General features: G+C 35.4%; 14 protein-coding genes. 7 read left to right on the top strand and 7 right to left on the bottom strand.

What is annotated here, in order from left to right; all coding sequences use genetic code 11:
- The first annotated feature begins 172 nt into the window (after positions 1 to 172).
- The 3 genes from sov (at position 173) to hcp (ending at position 9,645) form a co-directional block, all read left to right on the top strand.
- The gene (gene sov / locus AC6QZF_RS05620; protein WP_499798898.1) at positions 173 to 7,012 is read left to right on the top strand and encodes a T9SS outer membrane translocon Sov/SprA; all 6,840 of its coding nucleotides are present in this window, start codon (positions 173 to 175) and stop codon (positions 7,010 to 7,012) included.
- A 144-nt stretch (positions 7,013 to 7,156) separates the two neighbouring features.
- The gene (locus tag AC6QZF_RS05615) at positions 7,157 to 8,005 is read left to right on the top strand and encodes an ATP-binding protein (protein ID WP_499798897.1); all 849 of its coding nucleotides are present in this window, start codon (positions 7,157 to 7,159) and stop codon (positions 8,003 to 8,005) included.
- An 11-nt stretch (positions 8,006 to 8,016) separates the two neighbouring features.
- Complete coding sequence (hcp, locus tag AC6QZF_RS05610) at positions 8,017 to 9,645, top strand: hydroxylamine reductase (RefSeq protein WP_499798896.1); 1,629 nt, start codon at positions 8,017 to 8,019, stop codon at positions 9,643 to 9,645.
- 82 nt (positions 9,646 to 9,727) lie between these two features.
- On the opposite strand, the gene AC6QZF_RS05605 is transcribed toward hcp, so the two are convergent.
- Positions 9,728 to 10,249, bottom strand: a complete 522-nt coding sequence (locus AC6QZF_RS05605) for a nuclear transport factor 2 family protein (protein ID WP_499798895.1) — start codon at positions 10,247 to 10,249, stop codon at positions 9,728 to 9,730.
- A gap of 264 nt (positions 10,250 to 10,513) precedes the next feature.
- Between AC6QZF_RS05605 and AC6QZF_RS05600 the strand changes: the two genes are divergently transcribed.
- Both AC6QZF_RS05600 and buk read left to right on the top strand, forming a co-directional pair.
- Positions 10,514 to 11,416, top strand: a complete 903-nt coding sequence (locus AC6QZF_RS05600; protein WP_499798894.1) for a bifunctional enoyl-CoA hydratase/phosphate acetyltransferase — start codon at positions 10,514 to 10,516, stop codon at positions 11,414 to 11,416.
- Between the two features lie 10 nt (positions 11,417 to 11,426).
- Positions 11,427 to 12,500 carry a butyrate kinase gene (gene buk / locus AC6QZF_RS05595; protein ID WP_499798893.1) on the top strand — a complete coding sequence of 358 codons (1,074 nt, stop codon included), beginning with the start codon at positions 11,427 to 11,429 and terminating at the stop codon, positions 12,498 to 12,500.
- Between the two features lie 99 nt (positions 12,501 to 12,599).
- Here the strand turns inward: buk and AC6QZF_RS05590 are convergent, their stop codons facing one another.
- Positions 12,600 to 14,774 carry an OmpA family protein gene (locus tag AC6QZF_RS05590; protein ID WP_499798892.1) on the bottom strand — a complete coding sequence of 725 codons (2,175 nt, stop codon included), beginning with the start codon at positions 14,772 to 14,774 and terminating at the stop codon, positions 12,600 to 12,602.
- A gap of 137 nt (positions 14,775 to 14,911) precedes the next feature.
- Between AC6QZF_RS05590 and trxB the strand changes: the two genes are divergently transcribed.
- Complete coding sequence (trxB, locus tag AC6QZF_RS05585) at positions 14,912 to 15,859, top strand: thioredoxin-disulfide reductase (RefSeq protein WP_499798891.1); 948 nt, start codon at positions 14,912 to 14,914, stop codon at positions 15,857 to 15,859.
- Between the two features lie 39 nt (positions 15,860 to 15,898).
- Here trxB and AC6QZF_RS05580 read toward each other — a convergent pair whose 3' ends face one another.
- Complete coding sequence (locus tag AC6QZF_RS05580) at positions 15,899 to 16,429, bottom strand: SRPBCC family protein (RefSeq protein ID WP_499798890.1); 531 nt, start codon at positions 16,427 to 16,429, stop codon at positions 15,899 to 15,901.
- A gap of 73 nt (positions 16,430 to 16,502) precedes the next feature.
- Between AC6QZF_RS05580 and AC6QZF_RS05575 the strand changes: the two genes are divergently transcribed.
- Entirely contained in the window at positions 16,503 to 18,335 is a 1,833-nt protein-coding gene (locus AC6QZF_RS05575; protein WP_499798889.1) for an alpha-amylase family protein, read from the top strand.
- A gap of 27 nt (positions 18,336 to 18,362) precedes the next feature.
- On the opposite strand, the gene AC6QZF_RS05570 is transcribed toward AC6QZF_RS05575, so the two are convergent.
- The 4 genes from AC6QZF_RS05570 to rseP are packed head-to-tail and all read right to left on the bottom strand — an operon-like array spanning position 18,363 to position 22,833.
- Positions 18,363 to 19,340, bottom strand: a complete 978-nt coding sequence (locus AC6QZF_RS05570) for a GDP-mannose 4,6-dehydratase (protein WP_499798888.1) — start codon at positions 19,338 to 19,340, stop codon at positions 18,363 to 18,365.
- The gene (locus tag AC6QZF_RS05565; protein ID WP_499798887.1) at positions 19,337 to 20,386 is read right to left on the bottom strand and encodes a CDP-glycerol glycerophosphotransferase family protein; all 1,050 of its coding nucleotides are present in this window, start codon (positions 20,384 to 20,386) and stop codon (positions 19,337 to 19,339) included. Before AC6QZF_RS05565 ends, AC6QZF_RS05570 begins: the two co-directional genes overlap by 4 nt.
- Positions 20,387 to 20,398: 12 nt before the next feature.
- On the bottom strand, positions 20,399 to 21,445 hold the full coding sequence (locus tag AC6QZF_RS05560; RefSeq protein ID WP_499798886.1) for an ATP-grasp domain-containing protein: 1,047 nt from the start codon (positions 21,443 to 21,445) through the stop codon (positions 20,399 to 20,401).
- 20 nt (positions 21,446 to 21,465) lie between these two features.
- Complete coding sequence (rseP, locus tag AC6QZF_RS05555) at positions 21,466 to 22,833, bottom strand: RIP metalloprotease RseP (RefSeq protein ID WP_499798885.1); 1,368 nt, start codon at positions 22,831 to 22,833, stop codon at positions 21,466 to 21,468.

Raw genomic sequence — 22,833 nt, 5'->3', positions numbered from 1 at the left:
TCTTACTGTTCTTTGTTATGTCAGACAGATGCAAGAATTGTTATTGAATATTGCCCAAACTACTTAATTTGCTTTTATTAAGTTTATACTTTTTTGTAACTTGTAGTTTTATTTATGTAAAGTGTAATATTATTTTTTACTTCTTGTTTATTAATAATTATTACGAACAATTTTGAAAAGTAAGTTGGGCAATTTTAAGCGAAAAACTGTTGCAAACATAATCTTTGGCGTGTGTCTGCTTGCATTTGTGCAATCTTTCGCACAGAATTCCAACAAATCAACACATATAAACAACTCTTTTCTTCCTGTATTGTATTTGCTTTCGCCTAATTTATTTTATGCGCTTGGCTATAACTTTGACGACATTGAAATTTATGACGCAATGATTTTTGGTAGAGATACTCTCCAACAAGATAAATTACGAATTCTAAAAGCTCCGGAAATTGACAGAAATATTTATTATCGTCAAAAATTACCAAATTATATAACATCAACTGCTTTTTTAGACAGTTCTCTAAATGAATTCAGATATACAGAACTTTTTGATTCCACTATAATTAATAATACTTATCCTGTTGGGTTTGATCAATTCCTTTTGCAGAGAAAAAACTATCTCCAACATCAAATCTGGGATTCCCTTACTACAAGTTACGATTTAAAAAGAGCTTTGTCAGGTGGCGACCTCGCCGCTATGATTGGACAATCTACGGGGCTTACAATACCTATTCCACCAAGCCCGATTTCAAGTATTTTTGGAAAACCTACGGTAAGCATAAACGTTAATGGAGAAGTGAATTTGCGAATCGGTTGGCGTTGGGATTCTCAAAATTTGGGGACTGTTTCATCTTTTGGGCAATCACAGTCATCTCCGATTTTTCAACAGGATATTCGGGTTAACGTTTCCGGTCAAATTGGTGATAAATTACGCTTAGGAACAAACTGGAACACCCGCCGACAGTTCGAATACGAAAATGAATTTAAAGTTGCATACGAGGGCGAGGACGACGACATAATTAAAAAGTTAGAGTTTGGAAATATTGATTTTCAAATCCCTTCAACTTTAATTGGTGGAGGTAGCGCTTTGTTTGGAGTTAGAGCCGATTTTCAATTCGGACCATTATTCTTGAAATCAGTGTTCTCTCAAAGGCGTGGGCAAAGAAAGTATGTTGATGTTCGTGGCGGAGCAAGCAAACAGTATTTTTCAATTCGTCCTTATGATTATGCTAAAAATCACTTCTTTCTCGATACTGCTTATTGGTCCGTATATAATGAATATTTCAAAAATTCTACACCTATTATTCCTAAAAGCGCTGCTAATCTTCGTATAAAGCAAATTGAAGTTTGGGAAGCAATAACTGAAATATCAAATCCGCTTGTTGCTAACGCTGTCGCGATTGCAGATTTACCCGGAAAAAAACTTAGACAAGGCGAAGACTGGACTTCTGCCGACAAAAATAGACCCATTCAGGCTGGTTTAGTCGAACGTGGTAGATTTATTTTACTTGATTCTACAAAATATCATATCGATTACAACCTTGGTACTTTGACGATTTATAACTTACGGCAAGACCGTACTTATGGTGTTGTCTACCGTATAGAAGGAGAAACTTCTGACCCTAACGACGACATCTATTTTGGTAAATTTTCCGATATGGTTGGCGAACGTGATACTTTGATCCTCAAACTCATTTATCGTCCTAATCTTGTCCCTGGATACAAAATCCTTTGGGATAGGCAGATGAAAAACAAATATTCTATCAATGCCTCGAATGTTAATATTGCAGAAACTAAAATTGGGATATGGTATTTCAGACAAACAAACGATTCTACTGACTTAATTGAAGGTGCAACTGATAAATTAGTTACAATTTTTGGTGTCGACCAAGTCAATAATTCCACTGGTGCAGCCCCGCCAGATGGGCAATTTGATTTGAGACCGCCATTTTTCGACCCAATTCGCGGTGAAATCACTCTGCCACACGTCAAGCCATTCTCCGATGGATTGAGGCGATATTTTGAAAAGCTTGGGACACCAGAAATATCTGAAATATATACTTTCGATCAGGTTTACGATACTACATATGACGCTGCCAGAAGAAATACTGCAAGAGATAGATTTGTCATTAGCGGTGAAGTGTCCGGCAGGCAAACAAATAGAATAGCTTTAAATGCTTTTTCGCTTCCTCCAAATAGCGTTAGAGTTACTCTCGATGGCGTTCCTCTACGCGAATATGAAGATTATGTGGTTGACTATTATTCTGGCGTTGTTACTATTCGGAATCCTCGTGCTTCTCTTCCTAATGCAAATTTACGCGTCGAATATGAGCAACACGATATTTTTAACGTTGCAACAAAAACACTTGCCGGACTTAGAGCAGACCTAAGTCTATGGAAATCAAGAAACGCTAATGCTGGTCTGGGTATGACCATGATGTATTACGACCAATCTGCCGTTATCGATAGAGTTCGATTGGGCGACGAACCTGTTTCAAACTTTATGTTCGGTTTCGATGGTCGTGCAAACTGGAATGCACCATGGCTTACAAAAGCATTGGATTTACTTCCTTTCTACGACACAAAAGCTCCTTCTTCTATGTCGCTGAAAGGTGAATGGGCTATGATTATGCCCGAACCAAACAAGCGGCGTTCAGAAATCTCATCAGACAATAATTTACCAGTAGTTTATATTGATGATTTTGAAGGAGCGCAACGCTATATTCCACTAGGACTTATCCCTTCTCAATGGCAACATTCTGCCCCACCAGAGGATTTTACAATCGACTCAACTGCCGAAAGAAGAACCAACTATCGTGGTAAAATGTTTTGGTACCAATATTTTATACCGCGCGTTCCAATTCGTGAAGTTTATCCGAAAAATAAATCTTATCAACAAGGTAAGATGAATATTAATCCTTTATACATCGTTTTCGAACACGATAAACGCGGTATCTATAATAAAAATCCTGAGTTTTTGGACGCAATCAATCCTCTTTACGATCCAAATAATGATTTTGCTTCTAATCTTCAAAACAAACCAAAAATATGGGCTGGAATGACACGCCTGCTTTCATCATTTAACACAAATTTCGATAATGAAAATATCGAATACATCGAAATTATGATGAGAGTTGGACAGTGGGATCCTGGAAATACAAAAATGTATATCGACTTAGGGCAAATTAGTGAAGATATTATTCCAAATGGTACACCCGATAGTGAAGATGGCATTACTCAAGCAAATCCTTTCCCGAATAATATCATCGATCCAGGCGAAGATGTGGGTATTGACGCAATTGACGACAAAAAGGAAAAAGACGATTATCCCTATCCATTAAATATGGAAAATGATCCTGCAAGAGATAATTATCGTTTCAATTTTAATAAAAACGATCAGGATAGGGGAGAAACTGATTTCGAATTTTATAATAATTTCGAAGGCAATGCCAGTATTTCAGAATTAGGACAATTCCCCGATAAAGAAGCGATGAACCCCAACAACGGATTGCAGATTAATCTGGATAATTCATATTTTACCTATGAAGTTGATATTTTGCCTGACCCTAATAATAATCCTCAAATCGTTGGTGGAAATCCAGAAAAAGGCTGGTATTTATATAGAATTCCTATCAGAAAACCTAAATCATTTGTAGGAAATCCTCAATTTTCCAATATCCAATATGTGAGATTGCGTTTCCAAGGTGGAGTATTTCGTGGTGAAATCGCTGATTGGCGTTTGGTTGGTTCTCAGTGGCTTCGTTCACACAATTTATCTGATGTCCCACCAAACGATAGCGCTCTCTCTGTTTCTTTTGTAAACTTATGGGAAAATTCTGGCGAGCCAGATTTCTATACGATGCCACCCGGAGTTAAAGCACCACGACTACTTAATAATCCTGACCCAACACAAGATATTCGATTAAATGAACAATCTCTATCCTTGTCTGTTCGCAATTTACGCTGGGGTGAAGAACGTATGGCTGTAAGGTTTTTCCGTCCAATGGATGTTTTTTATTATAAAAAACTTAAGTTTTTCATTCATGGCGATGGTTCTATGCCTTCAAATATGGTTGCTGGTGCAAAAGCAAAGGCTTATGCGTTTGTTCGATTTGGTATAGATTCCGCAAATTATTATGAATACAGGCGACCTTTGCTTCGGGGATGGCAAGACATAGAGATAAAACTATCAGAACTTACTGCAATAAAGCAAATTCGTGATACTTCCTTGCAGTGGAATCGGCAAGTCTTTCCAGTGCCAAACGATCCACTTGCAACTTTTGCCATTAAAGGCAATCCAATTCTTACCCGCGTGCAGTTTTTCGGTATTGGAATAGCTAATCCATCAGATGCTTTTCAGGAGCTCTCCACCACTATGTGGGTTAATGAACTTCGCTTGTTAGATCCCGAGTCTTCGAATGATTGGGCAGGTGTTGCTGGTTTTAATATGCAGCTTGCAGACTTAGGAACAATAGATGCTACTTTCAATACCTATCAACCAAATTTCCATCGAATAGAGGAGCGTTTCGGGAATAGATTGAATTCTACTAATTGGAACATCTCTATGAATGGCAATCTTGAAAAATTTGCTCCAAAAAGTTTTTCCCAAATGAAACTTCCTATAACTTATACGCACGCAGAATTTAATGATAAGCCTGTATATCAAGCAAATTCAGATGTGAACTTAAATGAAGCTGCTCGCGCTGCTTATGAACGAGCTCGTGCCGCCGGATTATCCGAAGAAGAAGCCAATCGTGCAGCACAAGAAGTTAAAACTACTTCTCAATCACTCAAAGTTCAGGATAGCTGGGCTCTCACAGGAGTTCGGCTGGGCATCCCAATTCAACACTGGTTAATTAGCGAAACATTCAACCGTGTTACTATCGGCTACTCCTACGCTCAGGAATTCGAGCGTTCCTCGCTTTACAGGCAGCGTTTCAACTGGATTTGGCGGCTGAATTTGCAATATGCTTTGCCTATACCCGCATTGCTTACTTTTACTCCATTCACTTGGATAGGCGATGCTCCGTTTTTCGGTGCTTATAAAAACTGGAAAATTAGCTTTTTACCTTCTAATTTTACTGCTGGTCTTGATATGTCTCGTCGTCGTGCCACTGAACAATCCAGATTTTTAGATTTCCCAAGCCCTGTCGTACGTGATTTTTCTGCAAATCGTTCTGCTGGTTTTAATTGGAAATTAATTGAAGGTGGCTTTATCAATCCAATCATTGATTATAATTTTTCTACAAATTCTACACTTGTTCCATTTGAATTAGATGAATTCGGGCGTCAAAGAACTGGTAGCGAAATTGCAAGGCAAATTTTCTCGAAAGAAAAAGTTATCAATTTAGGAAGAAATAATTTGCATTCTCAAAATTTTTCTGTCAATTTTAAACCAATTTTACCTAAAATCGCTAATATCTCAGCCTATTTTGATATTTCTGGTACTTTTAATACAACTTATAATTGGAATAATCCTCTTCAACAGGACCCAGCCATACACGATATTGCAAAATCTGCTGGCTTTTCTAATAATATTCGTGTTAATCAATCAATTAGGCTCAAAGCTATGTCCGATGAATGGTTCGGAATTAAATCTCAACCTATCGGCCGTCGCTTCGGGCAAACAGATACAAGTAGTTCTAATAATCTTGGGGGAATTGCTAAGTTCTTTAAAACAATCTTTTTAGATTGGGAGAAATTAGATTTCACTTTCAATCAGACAAATTCTGCACAGAATCCTGGCGTATTCGGTGGCACAGGACTCTCAAATGTTTGGACAAGAAGCTTTTTAGGGCGACAAAGTATTGAAATGTTTGGTCCATCTACTCCTTATCAATTAGGATTGGTCAGCTCTCCACATGGCAATTTCCAAATGACCAGCAGCGACAAATTCCCTTATTTTGGCTTTAAAACAAGCAAAGGACGCCGTCCGCCAAATGCTGTTCTTCAAGAAAATTTTGCTCAAAATTCAACATTGGAAATAAGAACTTCTCGTCCATTGTGGGAAGGCGCTACCCTTGATATTAATTGGAAAACCTCTAAAGGTTTTAATAGAAATCAAACTATTGAAACTGATGAGTTCGGTCATCCGAATCCTCGTAATGTTATCGTAACTGAAACATTTAATCGCACTTTTGTTACTTTCCCGACTATTTTCGGTTTCAATCCTTTCAATAATACAATCGAACACGTTGTTGAACTTTATAATCAGAGAAAAACCGGAATAATTAATTCAAATCTTGATACGGTTAGCAAAAATCAGAAACTTCTCGAAGCTTTGAACAGGTCGTTCTATGAAGGACTTGAAATGTTCTCATTTACAGGTGGAAAAGTTGGAAAATTCTTACCAAGTTTAAACTATGGAATTCGTTGGGAAGGACTCGAAAAATATGATTTTTGGAAAGAGTATGTAAAAAAAGTAACTGTCGACCACGTCTACACTTCAACTTATCAAGAAAGTGCTTCTATAACTGATAATGGTCGATCTGTGCAAAATCAAATTGTCCAGTACGGCTTTAATCCAGTTATTGGTGTTACAGCGAATTTCGACGAAGATAAATTCGATGGCCAGTTTACAGCAAATATAAAATGGATTTCACAAACATCTTATCAACTAAATGCGGCTGGTCGCTCCACTATTTCCAAGCAGACAACTAACGAAATTACTGCCCAAGCAAGCTATATGAAGCGTGGCTTTGAATTCCCTCTCTTTGGTATTCGTTTGCAAAATGATTTGGAATATAGTTTTCTCTTTACCTTTAAAGATAATTCAAATACTACTTTCGATGTTTTGGATCGTTCCAGCTTTACAGGCAAAAATAAAAATGGTAGAACTCTCACAGGTAACAAGCAGATTATTGTTGAGCCACGAGCTCGTTATTCGATGAGTAATCGTGTTACTGCCTCTTTGTTCTTCCGATACGAAGGTACTTTCAACGAAGGTGCTGCTCAACCCGGCTTCCATACGACACAGGTTGGATTGGATATTCGCATCTCTATTGCTGGCGGAAGATGATAAACATTCTAATTATTATTTCGTGAAAATTCCTGATTTTTCCCAAATCAGGAATTTTTTTTTGAATTTTTTTTACAATATCAGATTTTTTTGATCGTTTTTAATATCGGATTTTTTTATCTGATTATCAAGAAGGAGAAAAATATGTTACGAAAAGTGATAGAAATTAATGAAGAAAAGTGCAACGGTTGTGGTATTTGCGTAACTGCTTGCAATGAAGGTGCTATCCAGATTATCGATGGTAAAGCTCGGCTTATTAATGAAATTTTCTGTGATGGTCTCGGAGCTTGTATCGGTGAGTGTCCAGAAGGTGCAATAACTGTTGTTGAACGTGAGGCTGAACCTTATGATGAAATTAAAGTAGTTGAGAAATTGCTTAATGATAATTCTATTAGAGTTTTGCAAGCTCACTTAGAACATTTAAAAGACCATAATGAAACGACATATTTCAATCAGGCAATGGAATATCTAAAAGAAAAAGGAATTAAAGTCGAATTCGAAGACAAAAAAAATACTATGGCTTGCGGTTGTCCAGGTTCGATGGCAAGAGAAATAAAGCGACCTAAAATTGATACTGTCGAGAAAAACAAAGAACAAATGCCTTCGCGATTAGAGCAGTGGCCTGTTCAACTTCATCTGGTAAATCCCATCGCCTCATTTTTCAACGATCGAGAAATGGTCATAATGTCTACCTGCGGTCCAATTGTAAATGCAAATGTTCACGAAGAATATATCAAGAACCGTAGTGTAGTTGTTGCTTGTCCTAAGCTCGATAGAACCGATCCCTATATTCCAAAATTAACTGCAATTTTTGAACACAACAACATCCCTAAAGCAATAGTAGTGAGAATAGAAGTTCCTTGTTGTGGCGGACTTAGCTATATAGTAGTTGAAGCAGCACGAATGAGCGGCAAACAAAATCTTACAATTGAAGAACACATACTTTCAATAGAAGGTGAACTAATAAACAAACAAATTTTATTTAAAAATTAAGGAGAAATTAAATGTATTGCTACCAATGTGAACAAACAGGAAAAGGTGGGTGCCACACTAATGTTGGAGTTTGTGGTAAAGACAACAAAACCGCTATCTTCCAAGATGTTTTGATGTTTGCAATTAAAGGGCTTGCTTATTACTTAAACAAGATGAAAGGAAACAATTTAGTTTGTCTTGAACACAAAATTGCTATCATCGAAGGATTATTCACCACAGTTACTAATGTCAATTTTGATGCTTCACGTGTAAAAGAAATAACTCGAAAAATTTCTGGAATGATAGATGAACTAAGAAAACAATTTAACGCTTGCGAAGATAAACCTCATATTCGTAAATCCGAAAAATTTCAATACATAGATGATGATGATTTAATGCTTGAATTCGGTAATACTATTTCAATCGAGAAACGCAAGGAAGAAGTAGGTCGGGCTGTAGCAGGTATGGAGGAACTTATCATTTATGGAATAAAAGGATTAGCAGCTTACGCTGACCACGCCTATATACTTGGCTATACTGACGAAAAATTGCTTGACGAAATTATCGAAATTGTCGATCTTATGAATTACGAGCATACTATTGATGAATTAGTTCCAATGGCGCTCAAAGTCGGAGAACTGAATTTTAGAGTTATGGAATTGCTCGATCATGCTAATACTGGTAGTTATGGCAATCCTATCCCGACAAAAGTGAGGATTACCCCCGTCAAAGGAAAGGCTATATTAGTGTCTGGGCATGATTTAAAAGATTTGTATGAATTGCTTAAACAAACCGAAGGTAAAGATATAAATATATATACTCACGGAGAAATGCTACCAGCCCACGGTTATCCCGAACTAAAAAAATTCAAACACCTTGTTGGAAATTATGGTGGTGCTTGGCAAGATCAGCAGCAAGAATTTGATGAATTCCCTGGTGCAATTCTAATGACAACGAATTGTATTCAAAAACCACGTGAAAGTTATAAAAAACGTATTTTCACCTCAGGACTTGTTGCTTGGGAAGGTGTTCGCTACATAAAAAAATATGATTTTTCTGAGTTAATTGAAGAAGCTCTTGCTTGCGAAGGGTTTGTTGAAGATGGTGAAGAAAAATATACGATGACTGGCTTCGCTCATAATGCTGTTTTGGGAGTTGCAGATAAAGTCATAGAAGCTGTGAAAAACGGTGAAATTAGACATTTCTTCCTGATTGGTGGGTGCGACGGCGCTAAAAGCGGAAGAAATTATTATACTGAATTTGCAACAACTGCTCCAAAGGATACCATGATTTTGACTCTTGCTTGTGGAAAATTCCGCTTTAATAAATATGAATTTGGTGAAGTTGCAGGATTGCCTCGCTTGCTTGATGTAGGTCAGTGCAACGATGCATATTCTGCAATCAAAATAGCAGTAGCATTAGCCGAAGCTTTCAAAACTGATGTCAATAGCCTTCCTTTGTCTTTAATTTTATCTTGGTACGAACAAAAAGCAGTTGCTATTCTTCTCACTCTTTTGTATTTAGGCATCAAAAATATTAAACTTGGCCCATCACTCCCTGCATTTTTAGAACCTGAAATTATAGACTTTCTTGTTAAAACATATAATATTACACCAATAACGACAGTTGAACAAGATATGAGAGAAATACTTAGCGCATAATCGAAATTTTTCGAATTATATAAAAAAGAGGCTGTCTCTTTTCGAGGCAGCCTCTTTTGTTAATTATTTGGACTTATCCAAGTTATTGTTGAATATTTTTCTGACCAATTTGGGATTCTGCTGGAGAACGTGGAATACTTACAATTCCGCTTACAATTACCCATTTATCCTTTTCGCGACGTAAAGTTCTTGCAGCTCTTACTTGGTAAGTATTTTCGTAATTCTGCTTTTTAACATATAATTGAACGCCATAGATAATCGAAGCAAAATTTCCAAATGGATCCATTTCGATAAATACATCGTAAGGTTCACCGTACTTCATTATGTCATATTCTTGCCATTGTTCGAGCATTTTTTGTTTGTAGTCAGAAAAAGTGGTAATTACTTCACCTGAATCAGTCCCAAAAAACACAACTTCTCCTGCCAAAGTTGGTATCATTGCACCAAAATCCTTCTTTTCGTATGCTGTGTGGAAAGATCTGATTGTTTCTAATACTTTGTCTTTTTCAATTTTAATTCTTTCTGGTGATAGTGCTACTTTTTCTTCCTTACAAGATGAAAAGATAAATACAAACGATAATAAAATTAGTACGAACTTTTTCATAAATACTCCGAATAGATTATATTTCTTATCATTTAAAACCTAAATCTTGTGAAAAGTTACAAAATATTAACTATTTTTCAAAATAAATTATCAATGTAAATGTTATTTTTAAGCTCGATTTGATTTTATTAAGTATTTATGAATAATTTATCATTATAAGTAGAAAATAATAATTAAGAATTTCCTTTTATATTATGGACTTATGATGTATATTTATTATTTATATAAAATGAGTTTTTTGCAAAATATATTTAGGAAAAACTAATGGAAATCAAATCTTTAGACTTGTTTTTGCAAATCGCTAAAAGCCGTCCTAAACGCAAAGTTGTAGTTGCTGCTGCCGAAGACGAACCCGTTCTTCAAGCTATTACAACTGCTGAAAAAGAAGGAATAGTAGATGGTCTTTTAGTTGGTAACACAGAGAAAATAAAGCATTTTGCTGATGAATTAAAATTGGATATTTCTCATTTTGAAATTATTGAGGAGAAAGATCCTGCCAAAGCTGCTTGCAAAGCTGTTGGTTTGGTGCGTGAAAATGCTGCACAAATTTTAATGAAAGGGCTTGTTTCTACTGCTGATTTTCTACGCGCAGTGCTAAATCGCGAGCAAGGCTTACGAAAGGATGAATTGCTTAGCCATATCGGTTTCTTCGAAGTACCTGCTTACCACAAAGTAATCGCTCTTACCGATGCTGCTCAAAATATATGTCCTACTCTTGAAGAAAAAATTTCTATTTTGAAAAATGCTATTTCTGCATTTCATAAAATTGGTGTTAACTGTCCAAAAGTTGCTTTGCTTGGAGCTGTCGAGACTGTTAACCCAAAAATGGAAAACACGCTTCACGCGGCAATTATTACTCAGATGAATAGACGTAAGCAAATTAAAGGTTGCACTATCGATGGACCCTTGGCTTTCGATAATGCCGTTTCATTCGAAGCAACTCAACACAAAGGTATTGAAAGTCCTGTTGCTGGTGATGCCGATTTACTTTTTGCACCAAATATTGAAATTGGGAATGTTCTTTACAAGTGCTTCACATATTTCGCTGGTGCAACTGTTGCCGCCACTATTCTTGGTGCCGCTTGTCCAATTGTACTCACTTCACGTGCAGATAGCGATAAAAGTAAACTTATGTCAATAGCATTATCAACATCTATTTCTGATTAGGAGTGTAATTATGAAAATATTATCAATCAATCCCGGTTCAACATCTACAAAAATTGCTGTCTATGAGGATTTAAACCCTATCTTCGTTCAAAATCTTAAACACAGTACAGAAGAATTGTCGCCTTTTCATAAAATAATTGATCAATACGATTTTAGAAAAAAAGTTATTTTAGAATTTCTCGAGCAGAATGGTGTAGATGTTCATTCTTTTGACGCTGTGGTTGGGCGTGGTGGATTGCTTAAACCAATTCCCGGTGGAGTTTATCGCGTTAATCAAACAATGATAAACGACCTGAAAAAGGGATTACAGGGTGAACATGCATCGAATCTTGGTGGACTGATTGCATACGAAATTGCAAAAGCTGCCGGTTGCGAAAATAATGCTTTTATTGTTGATCCGGTTGTTGTTGATGAACTTGATGAATTAGCAAGATTTTCTGGACATCCACTGCTGCCAAGAAGAAGTATATTCCACGCTTTAAATCAAAAGGCTGTAGCAAGACGCTTTGCTCGCGAACATTCCCAAAAATATAATGAACTCACTCTCATTGTAGTTCATCTTGGTGGTGGAATTTCTGTTGGTTTGCATAAAAATGGTAAAGTTATTGAAGTGAACAACGCATTAGACGGTGATGGTCCGTTCTCACCAGAGCGTTCTGGTTCACTTCCTGTTGGCGATTTAGTGAGCCTCTGCTATTCTGGTAAATATGAACTTCAGGAAGTAAAAAAAATGATTACTGGCAAAGGTGGCTTTGTGGCTTATCTTGGCACTAACGATGCCTATGAAGTCGAAATCCGTGCATTAGAGAAAAATGATGAAGAAGCCCGGAAAGTTTTCTTTGCTATGGCATATCAAGTTGCAAGGGAAATTGGTTCGCTTGCTCCAATAGTTTGCGGAAAAGTCGATGCAATACTAATAACTGGCGGAATGGCTCGTTCCAAGCCTCTTGCTGAATACTTAACAGAACACGTTAAGTTTATTGCGCCTGTTTATGTATATCCTGGCGAAGACGAGATGCAAGCATTATCCGAAGGCGTTTACTATGGTTTGAAAGGCGAAATTGAAATTAAAGAATATGTTTAAATAAATTAATTAAGATATAGTGATTAAGAAAAATCCCCGACGATATGCGGGGATTTTTCTTAAATATAAAATAATTTACTCTAATCTTATACTTTTTTCTCAATCGCAAGTTCGGACAACTTCTATTGTAATTCTCCTGTTTTGTTTACGAATGTTTTCAAGTTCATCTCGTGAAATTTTTCTTAGCGCAGCACCTCTTGGTTCTTGAATTTTCGGTCTTGATGAACCAAATCCTATTGTCCTTGCAATTTTATATTCCGGAACACCTTGCTCGATAAGCCATTGACGCACTTTTTTAGCACGCAAATCTGATAATTCCTGATTACGCTTTGGATTTCCTTCCTCGGAGGCATGTCCTTCAATTGATACTTGTAGGCTATCACATTGGTTAATGTATTCAAGCAATCTCATTAGGTTACGAATAGTTCCATGATACTCAAAATTAAACAAATCAGTGTTCACAATAAATAAAATATCAGGGAAGTCAGTTTTTGTACCGATTTTTGGTGGTTCAGGACATCCATTTTTGCCTTTCGCATCTGACTGGACACCGGGGGCAAGAGGACAATCGTCTTCTCCATCAATTATTCCGTCCCCATCAGTATCGGGATTGAGCGGATCTGTTTTCACTCTTACAACTTCATCTCCATCAGAAAGTTTATCTTTGTCAGTATCTCGATTATTCGGATCTGTTTTATATACAACAATTTCATCATAATCGGTAATTACATCTTCATCTGTATCAATCTTCAATGGATTAGTTTTATAGACAAAAATCTCATCTCCATCAGGAAGTTTATCATTATCAGTATCTCGATTATTCGGGTCAGTCTTATAGACAAAAATTTCATCGTAATCAGTTAATCCATCATTGTCGGTGTCCGCAAGTAATGGGTTTGTTCTGTATTTTAATACTTCATCCCCATCAGAAATCCCGTCATCATCGGTATCAGTTACCAGTGGTTTTGTTTTATAGGTTTTCACTTCATCGCTATCGTTCAGCCCATCGCCATCAGTATCTGGATTAAGTGGGTCAGTATTATAGATAAATATTTCTTCATAATCATTTAGCCCATCGCCGTCGGTATCAGGATTGCGTGGATTAGTTTTATAAACAAGGACTTCGTCTCCATCAGAAATACCTTCGCTGTCGGTATCTCGGCTAAGTGGATTAGTTGAATAAATCTTTACTTCGTCCCCATCAGATAATTTATCACCATCAGTATCTGGGTTAAACGGATCGGTTTTAAATTTCATTACTTCATCCCCATCTCCAATCCCATCACTATCAGTATCAAAAATTAATGGGTTGGTTTTTCTTGCTATCTCTTCTCCATCGCCAAGTCCGTCGCCATCTGTATCAAATTTAATCGGTGATGTTTTATAAGTGAAAATTTCGTCATAATCAGTTAGCCCATCACTATCGGTATCTGGTTTTCGAGGGTCAGTATAATATTGTAAAACTTCATCCCCATCACTAATCCCATCTCCATCAGTATCAGGATTGCGAGGGTCGCTGCCTAACGCTCGTTCTCTTGAATTACTAAGACCATCTTTGTCATAATCGGCAACTCCAAAAATATAATACGAAAAGCCAAGGCCAAAATTAGCTAATTGATCGGCTGATGAGCTTGCATTTGAAGATTCTTTCTTTGATAAATCGTCAAAATATTTACTCATTCCAAAACGGTAAGTCCCTTTTGCATTTAAAACTAAATCATCCGTTAGATATATTTCGAAACCAAGACCGACAGGAAATACAATTTTATTTTTCTCATAAACTTTATTTTGATTGTTTGGTAGAGATCCTCCATAGCCAGTATTTCCAGCCTTAGGTTCCCAGTTCATCAATCCAACTCCACCAAATAAATACGGCACTAAACTTTGTGTAGGAAATAGATTAATTGACGCTGTAACATCTCCGCTTATCCAACGGATAGAATTCATATCCTGAATTTTTACCAAAGTATTGGGATATATATCTCCAATTTGTGCATTATTCCCAAAATATTCAGGATATTTTTGCAGGACTTTATCGTCTATTTTATAGCGAACTTGACCTAAATTGAAAGTCCCTTGCAATGAAAATGAAGACGTTAAATTAAGACGCATAGTAAGGTCGCCTGCCATCCAAAATTGATTGTCAGTAAAATCGCCCCAGTATTTGTTTAAACCATACAGAAAGCCTACTGAAAAACGACTACCTTCACTTTGTGGATACAAACTGATAAAAGAAAATAAAATGATAATTAAATAGAGCAAACTTTTTTTCATTTTGAAATGGGAGATATTGAACATACCTAAAAGACGTTGTCAAATAGTTATATTGTAAAAGCGAAAATTTAAACTTAGTCGTCTTTATATCGTCTTTATTCTGTATTTTGTAATAAAAGATTTATTAAAGGTAGTTTATGGATATGTATGATGTTGTTGTATTGGGAAGTGGTCCTGCAGGACTTACCGCAGCGCTATATGCAAGCAGAGCGAATCTAAAAGTGCTAGTGTTAGAAGGTTTACAGCCAGGCGGACAACTTACAATCACAACCGAAGTTGAGAATTTCCCTGGTTTTGAAAATGGGGTCAAAGGTCCTGAAATGATGGATATTTTCCGCCGTCAAGCTCAGCGTTTCGGTGCCGGGACTGTCTTCGAGATCGCAACAAAAGTTGATTTTTCAAAACGACCATTCACAATTCACACAGCAAATGGGAAGGAATTCAATAGTAAAGCTGTTATAATTGCAACTGGTGCATCGGCAAAATTACTGGGACTTCCTTCTGAACAGAAATATTGGGGTGCTGGGATTTCGGCTTGTGCTACTTGCGATGGTTTTTTCTATCGAGGGAAAAAAGTGTTTGTCGTAGGTGGCGGCGATACTGCTTTGGAAGAAGCAATTTATCTTACTAATCACGCTTCGTCAGTAACAGTAATTCATCGTCGCAACGAATTTCGTGCTTCAAAAATTATGGTGGATAGGGCAAAGTCTAATCCGAAAATTAGTTTTATATTAGATTCTGTTGTTGAAGAATTTCTTGGTGAAGAAAAAAATGGAATAAAATCGCTTACTGGAATTAAGATCCGGAATGTTAAAACAAACGACATCACCGAGCATTCTGCTGATGGTGTCTTTATTGCTATCGGACACAAACCAAACACAGATATTTTCAAAGATATTATTAATTTAGATGAAAATGGGTACATAATTACCGAAGGCAAATCAACATACACCAACATCCCTGGTGTTTTTGCTTGTGGCGATGTGCAAGACCATGTTTATCGTCAGGCAGTAACTGCTGCTGGTAGCGGTTGTATGGCTGCAATAGACTGCGAACGCTGGCTTAATGCAAATCCATTAGATTAATGATAAATTTTAAGTAGGGATGCAACAAATGTATCCCTGCTATTTTTCTAAACATTCTTTTATTTTGGTAAGACCTTTTTCGTGGTCTTTCCCAACCATTTCATCATAGAAAAAGTTAAAATATCTTCCAAATGGATATTCAAGTTCCATTTGCATCCCCCATTTTACTTTTGTGCTTCTGTCATTTACTTTTTCAAAATTCATTATATCGTTTGCTTCGCTTTTCCATGGCTTGATAAAAACTACTTTGGATTTTATTAATTTGTTTTGTTCTATTTCAATACGTTCCATATAGCCCGACCCCAAAGTGTCGCTCTCCCATTCAATTTTGGAACCAACTTCCATAGAGTTATTTGTTATAGTCAGGACCAATTCTTTTTCCATTTCTGTCCAGGGATTCCAATCTCTAAAATTATTGAAATCTAGCAGATAATTATAAACACTATCCACTGGCTTATTAATTACTATCTCCCGCTCAGAATATGCTCGATTTGGTAGAAAAAAAGGGATTGCAAACAACAAGAAAATAAAAACACCTATTACAATTAGTATAAATCTGAAAATTTTCATAAATTCTCCTTTAAATATGGAAACTTTAAGTAAAATATGAATAAATTTTTTTTAATCAAAATAAAAAGTTTTTATGAGTGAATTCAACAGTTTATGGAATAATCTGAAAAATAATTTTAGGATAAAATATAATTATAATTATTTCATTCCTGAACTTTGGTTAGAGAAAAATACTAATCGAAAAATAAATATTAATCCATATGAATTTTTCTCGGAACGATTAGCAAGAATATTTGAATTATCGAAAGAGAAATCATTTAACGGCGAAATTGTTTATAATCTATTTGTTCGATATGCAACTGCATTTGACCATCTGGGGAACGGCGATATTCTCAATTCTCCGGCTGATACTTTCCGTCAGACAGGTACTTTCATTAAAAGTATAGCTATCTTGCCCTATTTAAAAAAGTTAGGTGTTGGAATTATTTATTTGCTGCCAGTTACTTCAATTGGCAAATATCGCAAAAAAGGAAATTTAGGCAGCCCATATTCAATCAATAATCCATACAAATTAGACGAAAATTTAGCCGAACCGCTCTTTGAAATGACAGCTGAACAGCAGTTTAAAGCCTTTATTGAAGCCGCGAAACTTCTTGATATGAAAGTAATTATGGAATTTGTTTTCAGAACAGCATCGGTTGATAGTGAGCTTGCTTTACATCATCCTGAATGGTTTTATTGGATATATGACACAGGTGAAGAGTTTCGTCCACCAAATTTTGATACAGAGACATTACAAGTGATAAAGCAAAAAATTGAGCTTGGCGATTTTGATAAACTCCCTTCTCCAAGTTCGAATTATCTAAACAAGTTTGCAAAAATACCATCCAGAGTTACTTATTCAAAAAATGGTAAAATTACTGGGTACGCTGATGATGGCAGGCAACTTACAATTCCCAGTGCCTTTGCAGATTGGCCTCCTGATGATAATCAACCTCTTTGGACAGATGTAACTTATCTCAAATTGCATAACCATCTTGATTTTAACTATATTGCATATAATACTGTTAGAATGTATGACCGAATTCTTCAACAGAAACAATATGAGAACTGCTCTCTTTGGGAACATATAAGGCAAATTATCCCATATTATATAAATCATTTCGGGATAGATGGTGCAATGGTAGATATGGGACACGCAATGCCTGATAAATTAATGAAATCTATCATTGAAGAAGCAAGAAAAACTAAATCAGACTTTATTTTTTGGGAAGAAAATTTTACCCTTACCTCGAAATCCAAAGAAGAAGGATACGATGCTGTGTTGGGATATGTTCCGTTTGATAGTCATATTTGCTGGAAAATGAAGGAAATAATAAGAAATTTTGAAAAAAAAGAATTCCCAATTAATTTTTTCCTTACTCCTGAAAATCATAATACTAAGCGTGCTGCAAGCAGAGAGGGTGGCAACGATTTTTCTAAAATGATTTGGTTGGTTCTATCTTTTCTACCATCTATTAGATTTATTCATAATGGGTTTGAGTTAGGCGAGAAATTGCCTGTCAACACCGGTTTGGGTTTTACTGAAGAAGAAATCAAACAGTTCCCGACAGAAAGACTCCCGCTTTTTTCTGCTCTTACGCTTGATTGGGAAAACACTGATAATATTGTTTCTTACATACAACAAGTTAATTCAGCACTGGAAAAACTGAAATCTCATCTTCAAATAAGAAAATTTGAAAATCTCGAACTTCTTGATACTTGCGACCACTTGCTGGCTTTTGTTGTCGAAAAGAAAATTTTATGTATTGCAAACTATTCTCATAAGAAAGTTGCACTACCTATTAAAGATTTAAAAATTAAAGCTGAATTATATCATTTCGATATAATAAATCATACAAGTAACAAGGTTGAAAATTATATACCGCTCGAAGCTTTTAGTAGTTCGGTATTCGTTTTGCAATAATTTGGGCTTACATTTCTAATGATATAATTATTCTAAGCTATCTAATAATCTCTCATTTTGAAGATGCCATTTGATTGTATTTTCAATCCCAGTATCGAAATCAATTTGGGATTGCCAGTTCAATAGTGTTTTGGCTTTGGATATGTCCGCACCTGTTTCGTTCATATCTGCATTGTTAAACGGTTTATATTCAATTAATGCTTTGCGATGTAAAGCATTTTCAATAAGTTCAATCATATGATTAATACTAACTGGGTTTCTTCCTCCACCTAAATTGATAACTTCATATCCAAGAGGTTTCATCGAGGCTAAAACCCCATTGGCAATATCATCGATATATGTAAAGTCACGTGTCTGATGGCCATTACCATAAATCGTGATTATAAGACCTTTCCGTATTTTCTCGATAAACTGAAAGTAGCTCATATCTGGACGTCCTGCCGGTCCAAAAACAGTGAAAAAACGCAGAACCGATACATCAATTCCATACAAATGATGATAGGTGTATGCAATTAATTCGACTGATTTTTTTGTTGCAGCGTACTGAGAAATAGGATAATCTACACGCATATTTTCCTGAAAAGGCACTTTCTCGCCAGCGTAAACTGAACTACTCGAAGCAAGCACAAATTTATTAACAGAATACTTTTTCATTAATTCGAGAATGTTCAGAGTGCCCACAATATTTGTATTTACATATACAAATGGATTTTCGATACTTGCACGAACACCAGCACGAGCAGCGAGGTTTATCACGGATGTAAATTTATTGCTTTCAAATAAATTTTCAAGCTCACCATAATTTTCTATGTCAATATTATAAAATTGGAAATCACTAAAACTTTGTAATAAATTTAATCTATGCAATTTTAATTTTGGGCTGTAATAGTCATTAATATTATCTATGCCAACAACGAAATATCCATTTTTAAGAAGAAATTCGGCTACTTTCGATCCGATAAATCCTGCAACTCCTGTAACTAATATTTTCTCTTTGGTTGTCAAATTTCTATTCCTTTTGTCAATAAAAAATCTTTGATTTTATCTGCCATTATTTGTGAATGCTGGCCTAAATTGCCTGAAAAAAATAAATTTAAGCAATCTTCATAGTCCCATTTTTTAGTCTTGTCTTGCAATACTTTGCTAATTTCTTTATTAAATTCGTCAAAATTAGAAATTCTAATGGTATATTTTTCAAGTAAATCATAAATTTCTTCAGATAGTCGACCTTTAATTGGTATTTTAAATGTAAAAATTGGTTTTCCGACCAACATAAATTCAGCAATTATCGAGCTAACATCAGCCACGAAAGCATCTGAGATGAGCATATATTGATAAATTTCATCGTTTGAAATTAATCTGACATTTTTTGTATTTCTTATCCTATCAACAATTGATTTGCTTACCCAAGGGTGCAAAGTTACCACTACATTGTACTTTTTCGATAATTCTTCAAGTCTGTCGTACCAGAAATGAACTCCTGCAATACCAGATTTATCCCAAGTGGAAGAAAATAAAATTGTTGGTTTACCGGGATAAGCAAGCATTTGTTTCAATTTATATGCTGCGTTCTTCGTGGTTCCGTCGAAAAGTGTGTCACATTTAGGGAAACCACCATATTCAGCATTTTTAATCCCAAGTTTAGTAGCTTGCTCAACTTCTGAAATCGAAGTAAAGAGAAATAAATCAAATTTGTTGTATTTCTCCGCAGAAATAAATTGTTTAAAGTGATATGCTCCGTGTCTTAAACCAATTTTGATTATATTTGGGGTGGGGAATAGGTGTAAGCTGTGTCGTGCCATAATTACAACATCGGGAAATGCTGGGTAATTCAGGCAATTTATGTTGTACTTAGCTTTTAATTCATTTGATAATTTTTTGTTTTTTGCTATAACTTGAACTTTTGGTAGCAATTTATGAACATTACGAAAAATTTCGTAATCCAATAATTCGTGGCAGTAAAATGCAATTAATTGGTCTTTCCTAAAAATATTAAAGATTTTCCATACTAATGAATAAGGTATTTTCAATAGAATTTCAGAAAAAACCATTACCAGTTTCCTTTATGCACTTACACCCAAATACTTTGCCAATCCATAAGCAAGTTCATCTTCGAAGGCATTTTGTTTGTATACTTTTTCCCATTTACCATTTTTCTTAATAAAATAGCCATCATTTTTAACAATTACATTTATTCCAAAATGCAAAGCTTGGAATTCCAGCAATTTATAGCTATTATCCCGATTATCATATATAATATCCATCGAAAGGTAAGGTGTGTCTGGAAAAGCATTTTTGAACTGCTCGGCTGATGAAAGCAATTTGTTATCAATTTCGAAGTTTATATCAAATTTCTTTGCACCACTTGCACGAAAATCACCTGCCCGGGTGTGTCGCTTAATAATGTAATATTTATCGTAAATAGCAAGTACACGATAGTCAAACTCTTGTTCGGGAATATATTCCTGAACAGCAAATCTAATATCTTTGGTAATATATTCTTTATATTCAAGATAATCTTTGTAATTATTGTAGTCAGGATATTCAGGATAATTTTTCTTTCTTCTAAAATATCTGCGTCTTAGTAAATCTAATTTCTCGGGAATATTTGTACCTCTGAACCGCTTCAAATATTTATAAACATCATGAATATTTTTGCATAGAAAAACACCCTTGCCGTTAGAACCATCAATTGTTTTTACAACAATGGGAAATTGTATGTCTAAATAATGAATATCTTCTATAGAAGATATGTAATAACCTACCGGTGAACTGACTTTTCGAACTTTTTTTAATAATTCTTGGTAACCTTTATTCTCGTGTGAACGTAGTAAATCAATTGATGGAACAAGTTTATTGTTAAGTTGATTTAGTACCTCTGCAACATCTTTTATGAAATAACGTAGATTTTCTTTTTGACTAAAGTGATAGAAAATTATTTCTTTGCTGGGAATTTCTTTATTGACAGCAACTAATGGAAAAGTTGAAACCTTACATTTAATCCCGTAATTTGCCAAATTTGAAATGAACTTTTGTGTATCAATACTAACCCAGGGTTTTCGAGTTTGCCCGAAAAAATTATTTTTATCTGTCAATAATAAAATATCCATAAAAATTCAAGATTATCGGTTTATCTCATTAAATCATTATAGACAACAAATGCCATAAATAAAAGAAGTATAATCAATCCACCTTGCTGAATAGCCATTTTTACTTTTACAGGAACCTCACGACGCATAATTGCTTCAACAATTACAAAAATCAAATGTCCTCCATCAAGAGCAGGAAATGGCAGAATATTTAATACAGCAAGAGAAACCGATAGCAAGGCTACAAAACTTAAGAAACTAATTAACCCACGTTCTGCCTGCTGACCGGCTTGCTTTGCAATCATTATAGGTCCCCCGATTGATTCACGAAAGGACATATTTCCTTTGATTATTTGCCCAATTGAACTAAATAATAAATTGACAGAAGAAATTGTTTGATTCCATCCAAATACAAGCGATTCAACAAATCCATAGTCTTTAATAGATGTTTTTCCTTGATAGATTTGTGCAATTTGAACTCCGATTGTACCTTTTTCGTCTGGCTTTATCGAATCGCCCAAAATTTCATTTCCACGTTTCCATTGAATGTAAAGATTTTTGTTTGGGTTTGCTTTCAAAATATCAACAAACTGGCTAACTGCCCCAATTGGTTCACTATTAATTGAATAAATAGTATCATTTTTTTTCAGTCCTGCTTTTTGAGCTGGCTTATCGAATATTGAAGCAAGAATAATTGTTTTTGTGTTTTCAGGTTCGATGCCTAACGATTTTTGTTCAGAAAGAAGTCTGATAAACTTGCTGCCATCTGCTTTCAAAGTAACTTGTTCATTGTCGCGTAATACTTCAACTACACGATTTTTCCCAAATTTTTCAGTAGTCAGAATTTTAATAACATCGTTCCAATTATTAACAAGAACACCGTTAATTGAAATAATCTTGTCGCCTTGCTCCAACCCCAAAAAGTCACCAACTGATTCTTTTTTAATATATCCAACAGTGGCCGTATTCAAAGTTTGTTCTCCATTAAAAAAAATAATTCCTCCAAATATTCCAATTGCAAGCAGAGCATTGAACAATACACCAGCCGAAAGAACAAATGCTTTTTGAAACGGATTCTTTGCCCGAAATTCATATCCCTCTGGTGGTTTGGATGTAAAGTCAGTGTCCATTGATTCATCAACCATACCTGAAATTTTGACGTATCCCCCAATAGGAAAAGCAGCAATTCTATAATCTGTATGCCCTTGCAAATCTATATCATCAGGTAGTTTCCCAAATGAAAAACCTGTAACTTTGTTGTATCCTAAGAGCCTCAATCCCATACCAATTGAGAAAACTTCGGCTCTCATACCTGTTAATCTTGCAGCTATAAAATGTCCTAATTCGTGAATTAGAACCAATATCCCGATAACAATTATAAAATAAAAAATATCACTTAATGCACCCAT

This window comes from Eximiradius sp., assembly GCA_937127445.1.
In the GTDB taxonomy this organism is placed as follows: Bacteria; Bacteroidota; Ignavibacteria; order Kapaibacteriales; family UBA2268; genus JAKIZO01.
The sequence above is the reverse complement of the archived record's forward strand: the minus strand, read 5'-3'. Positions and strand labels throughout refer to the sequence as shown.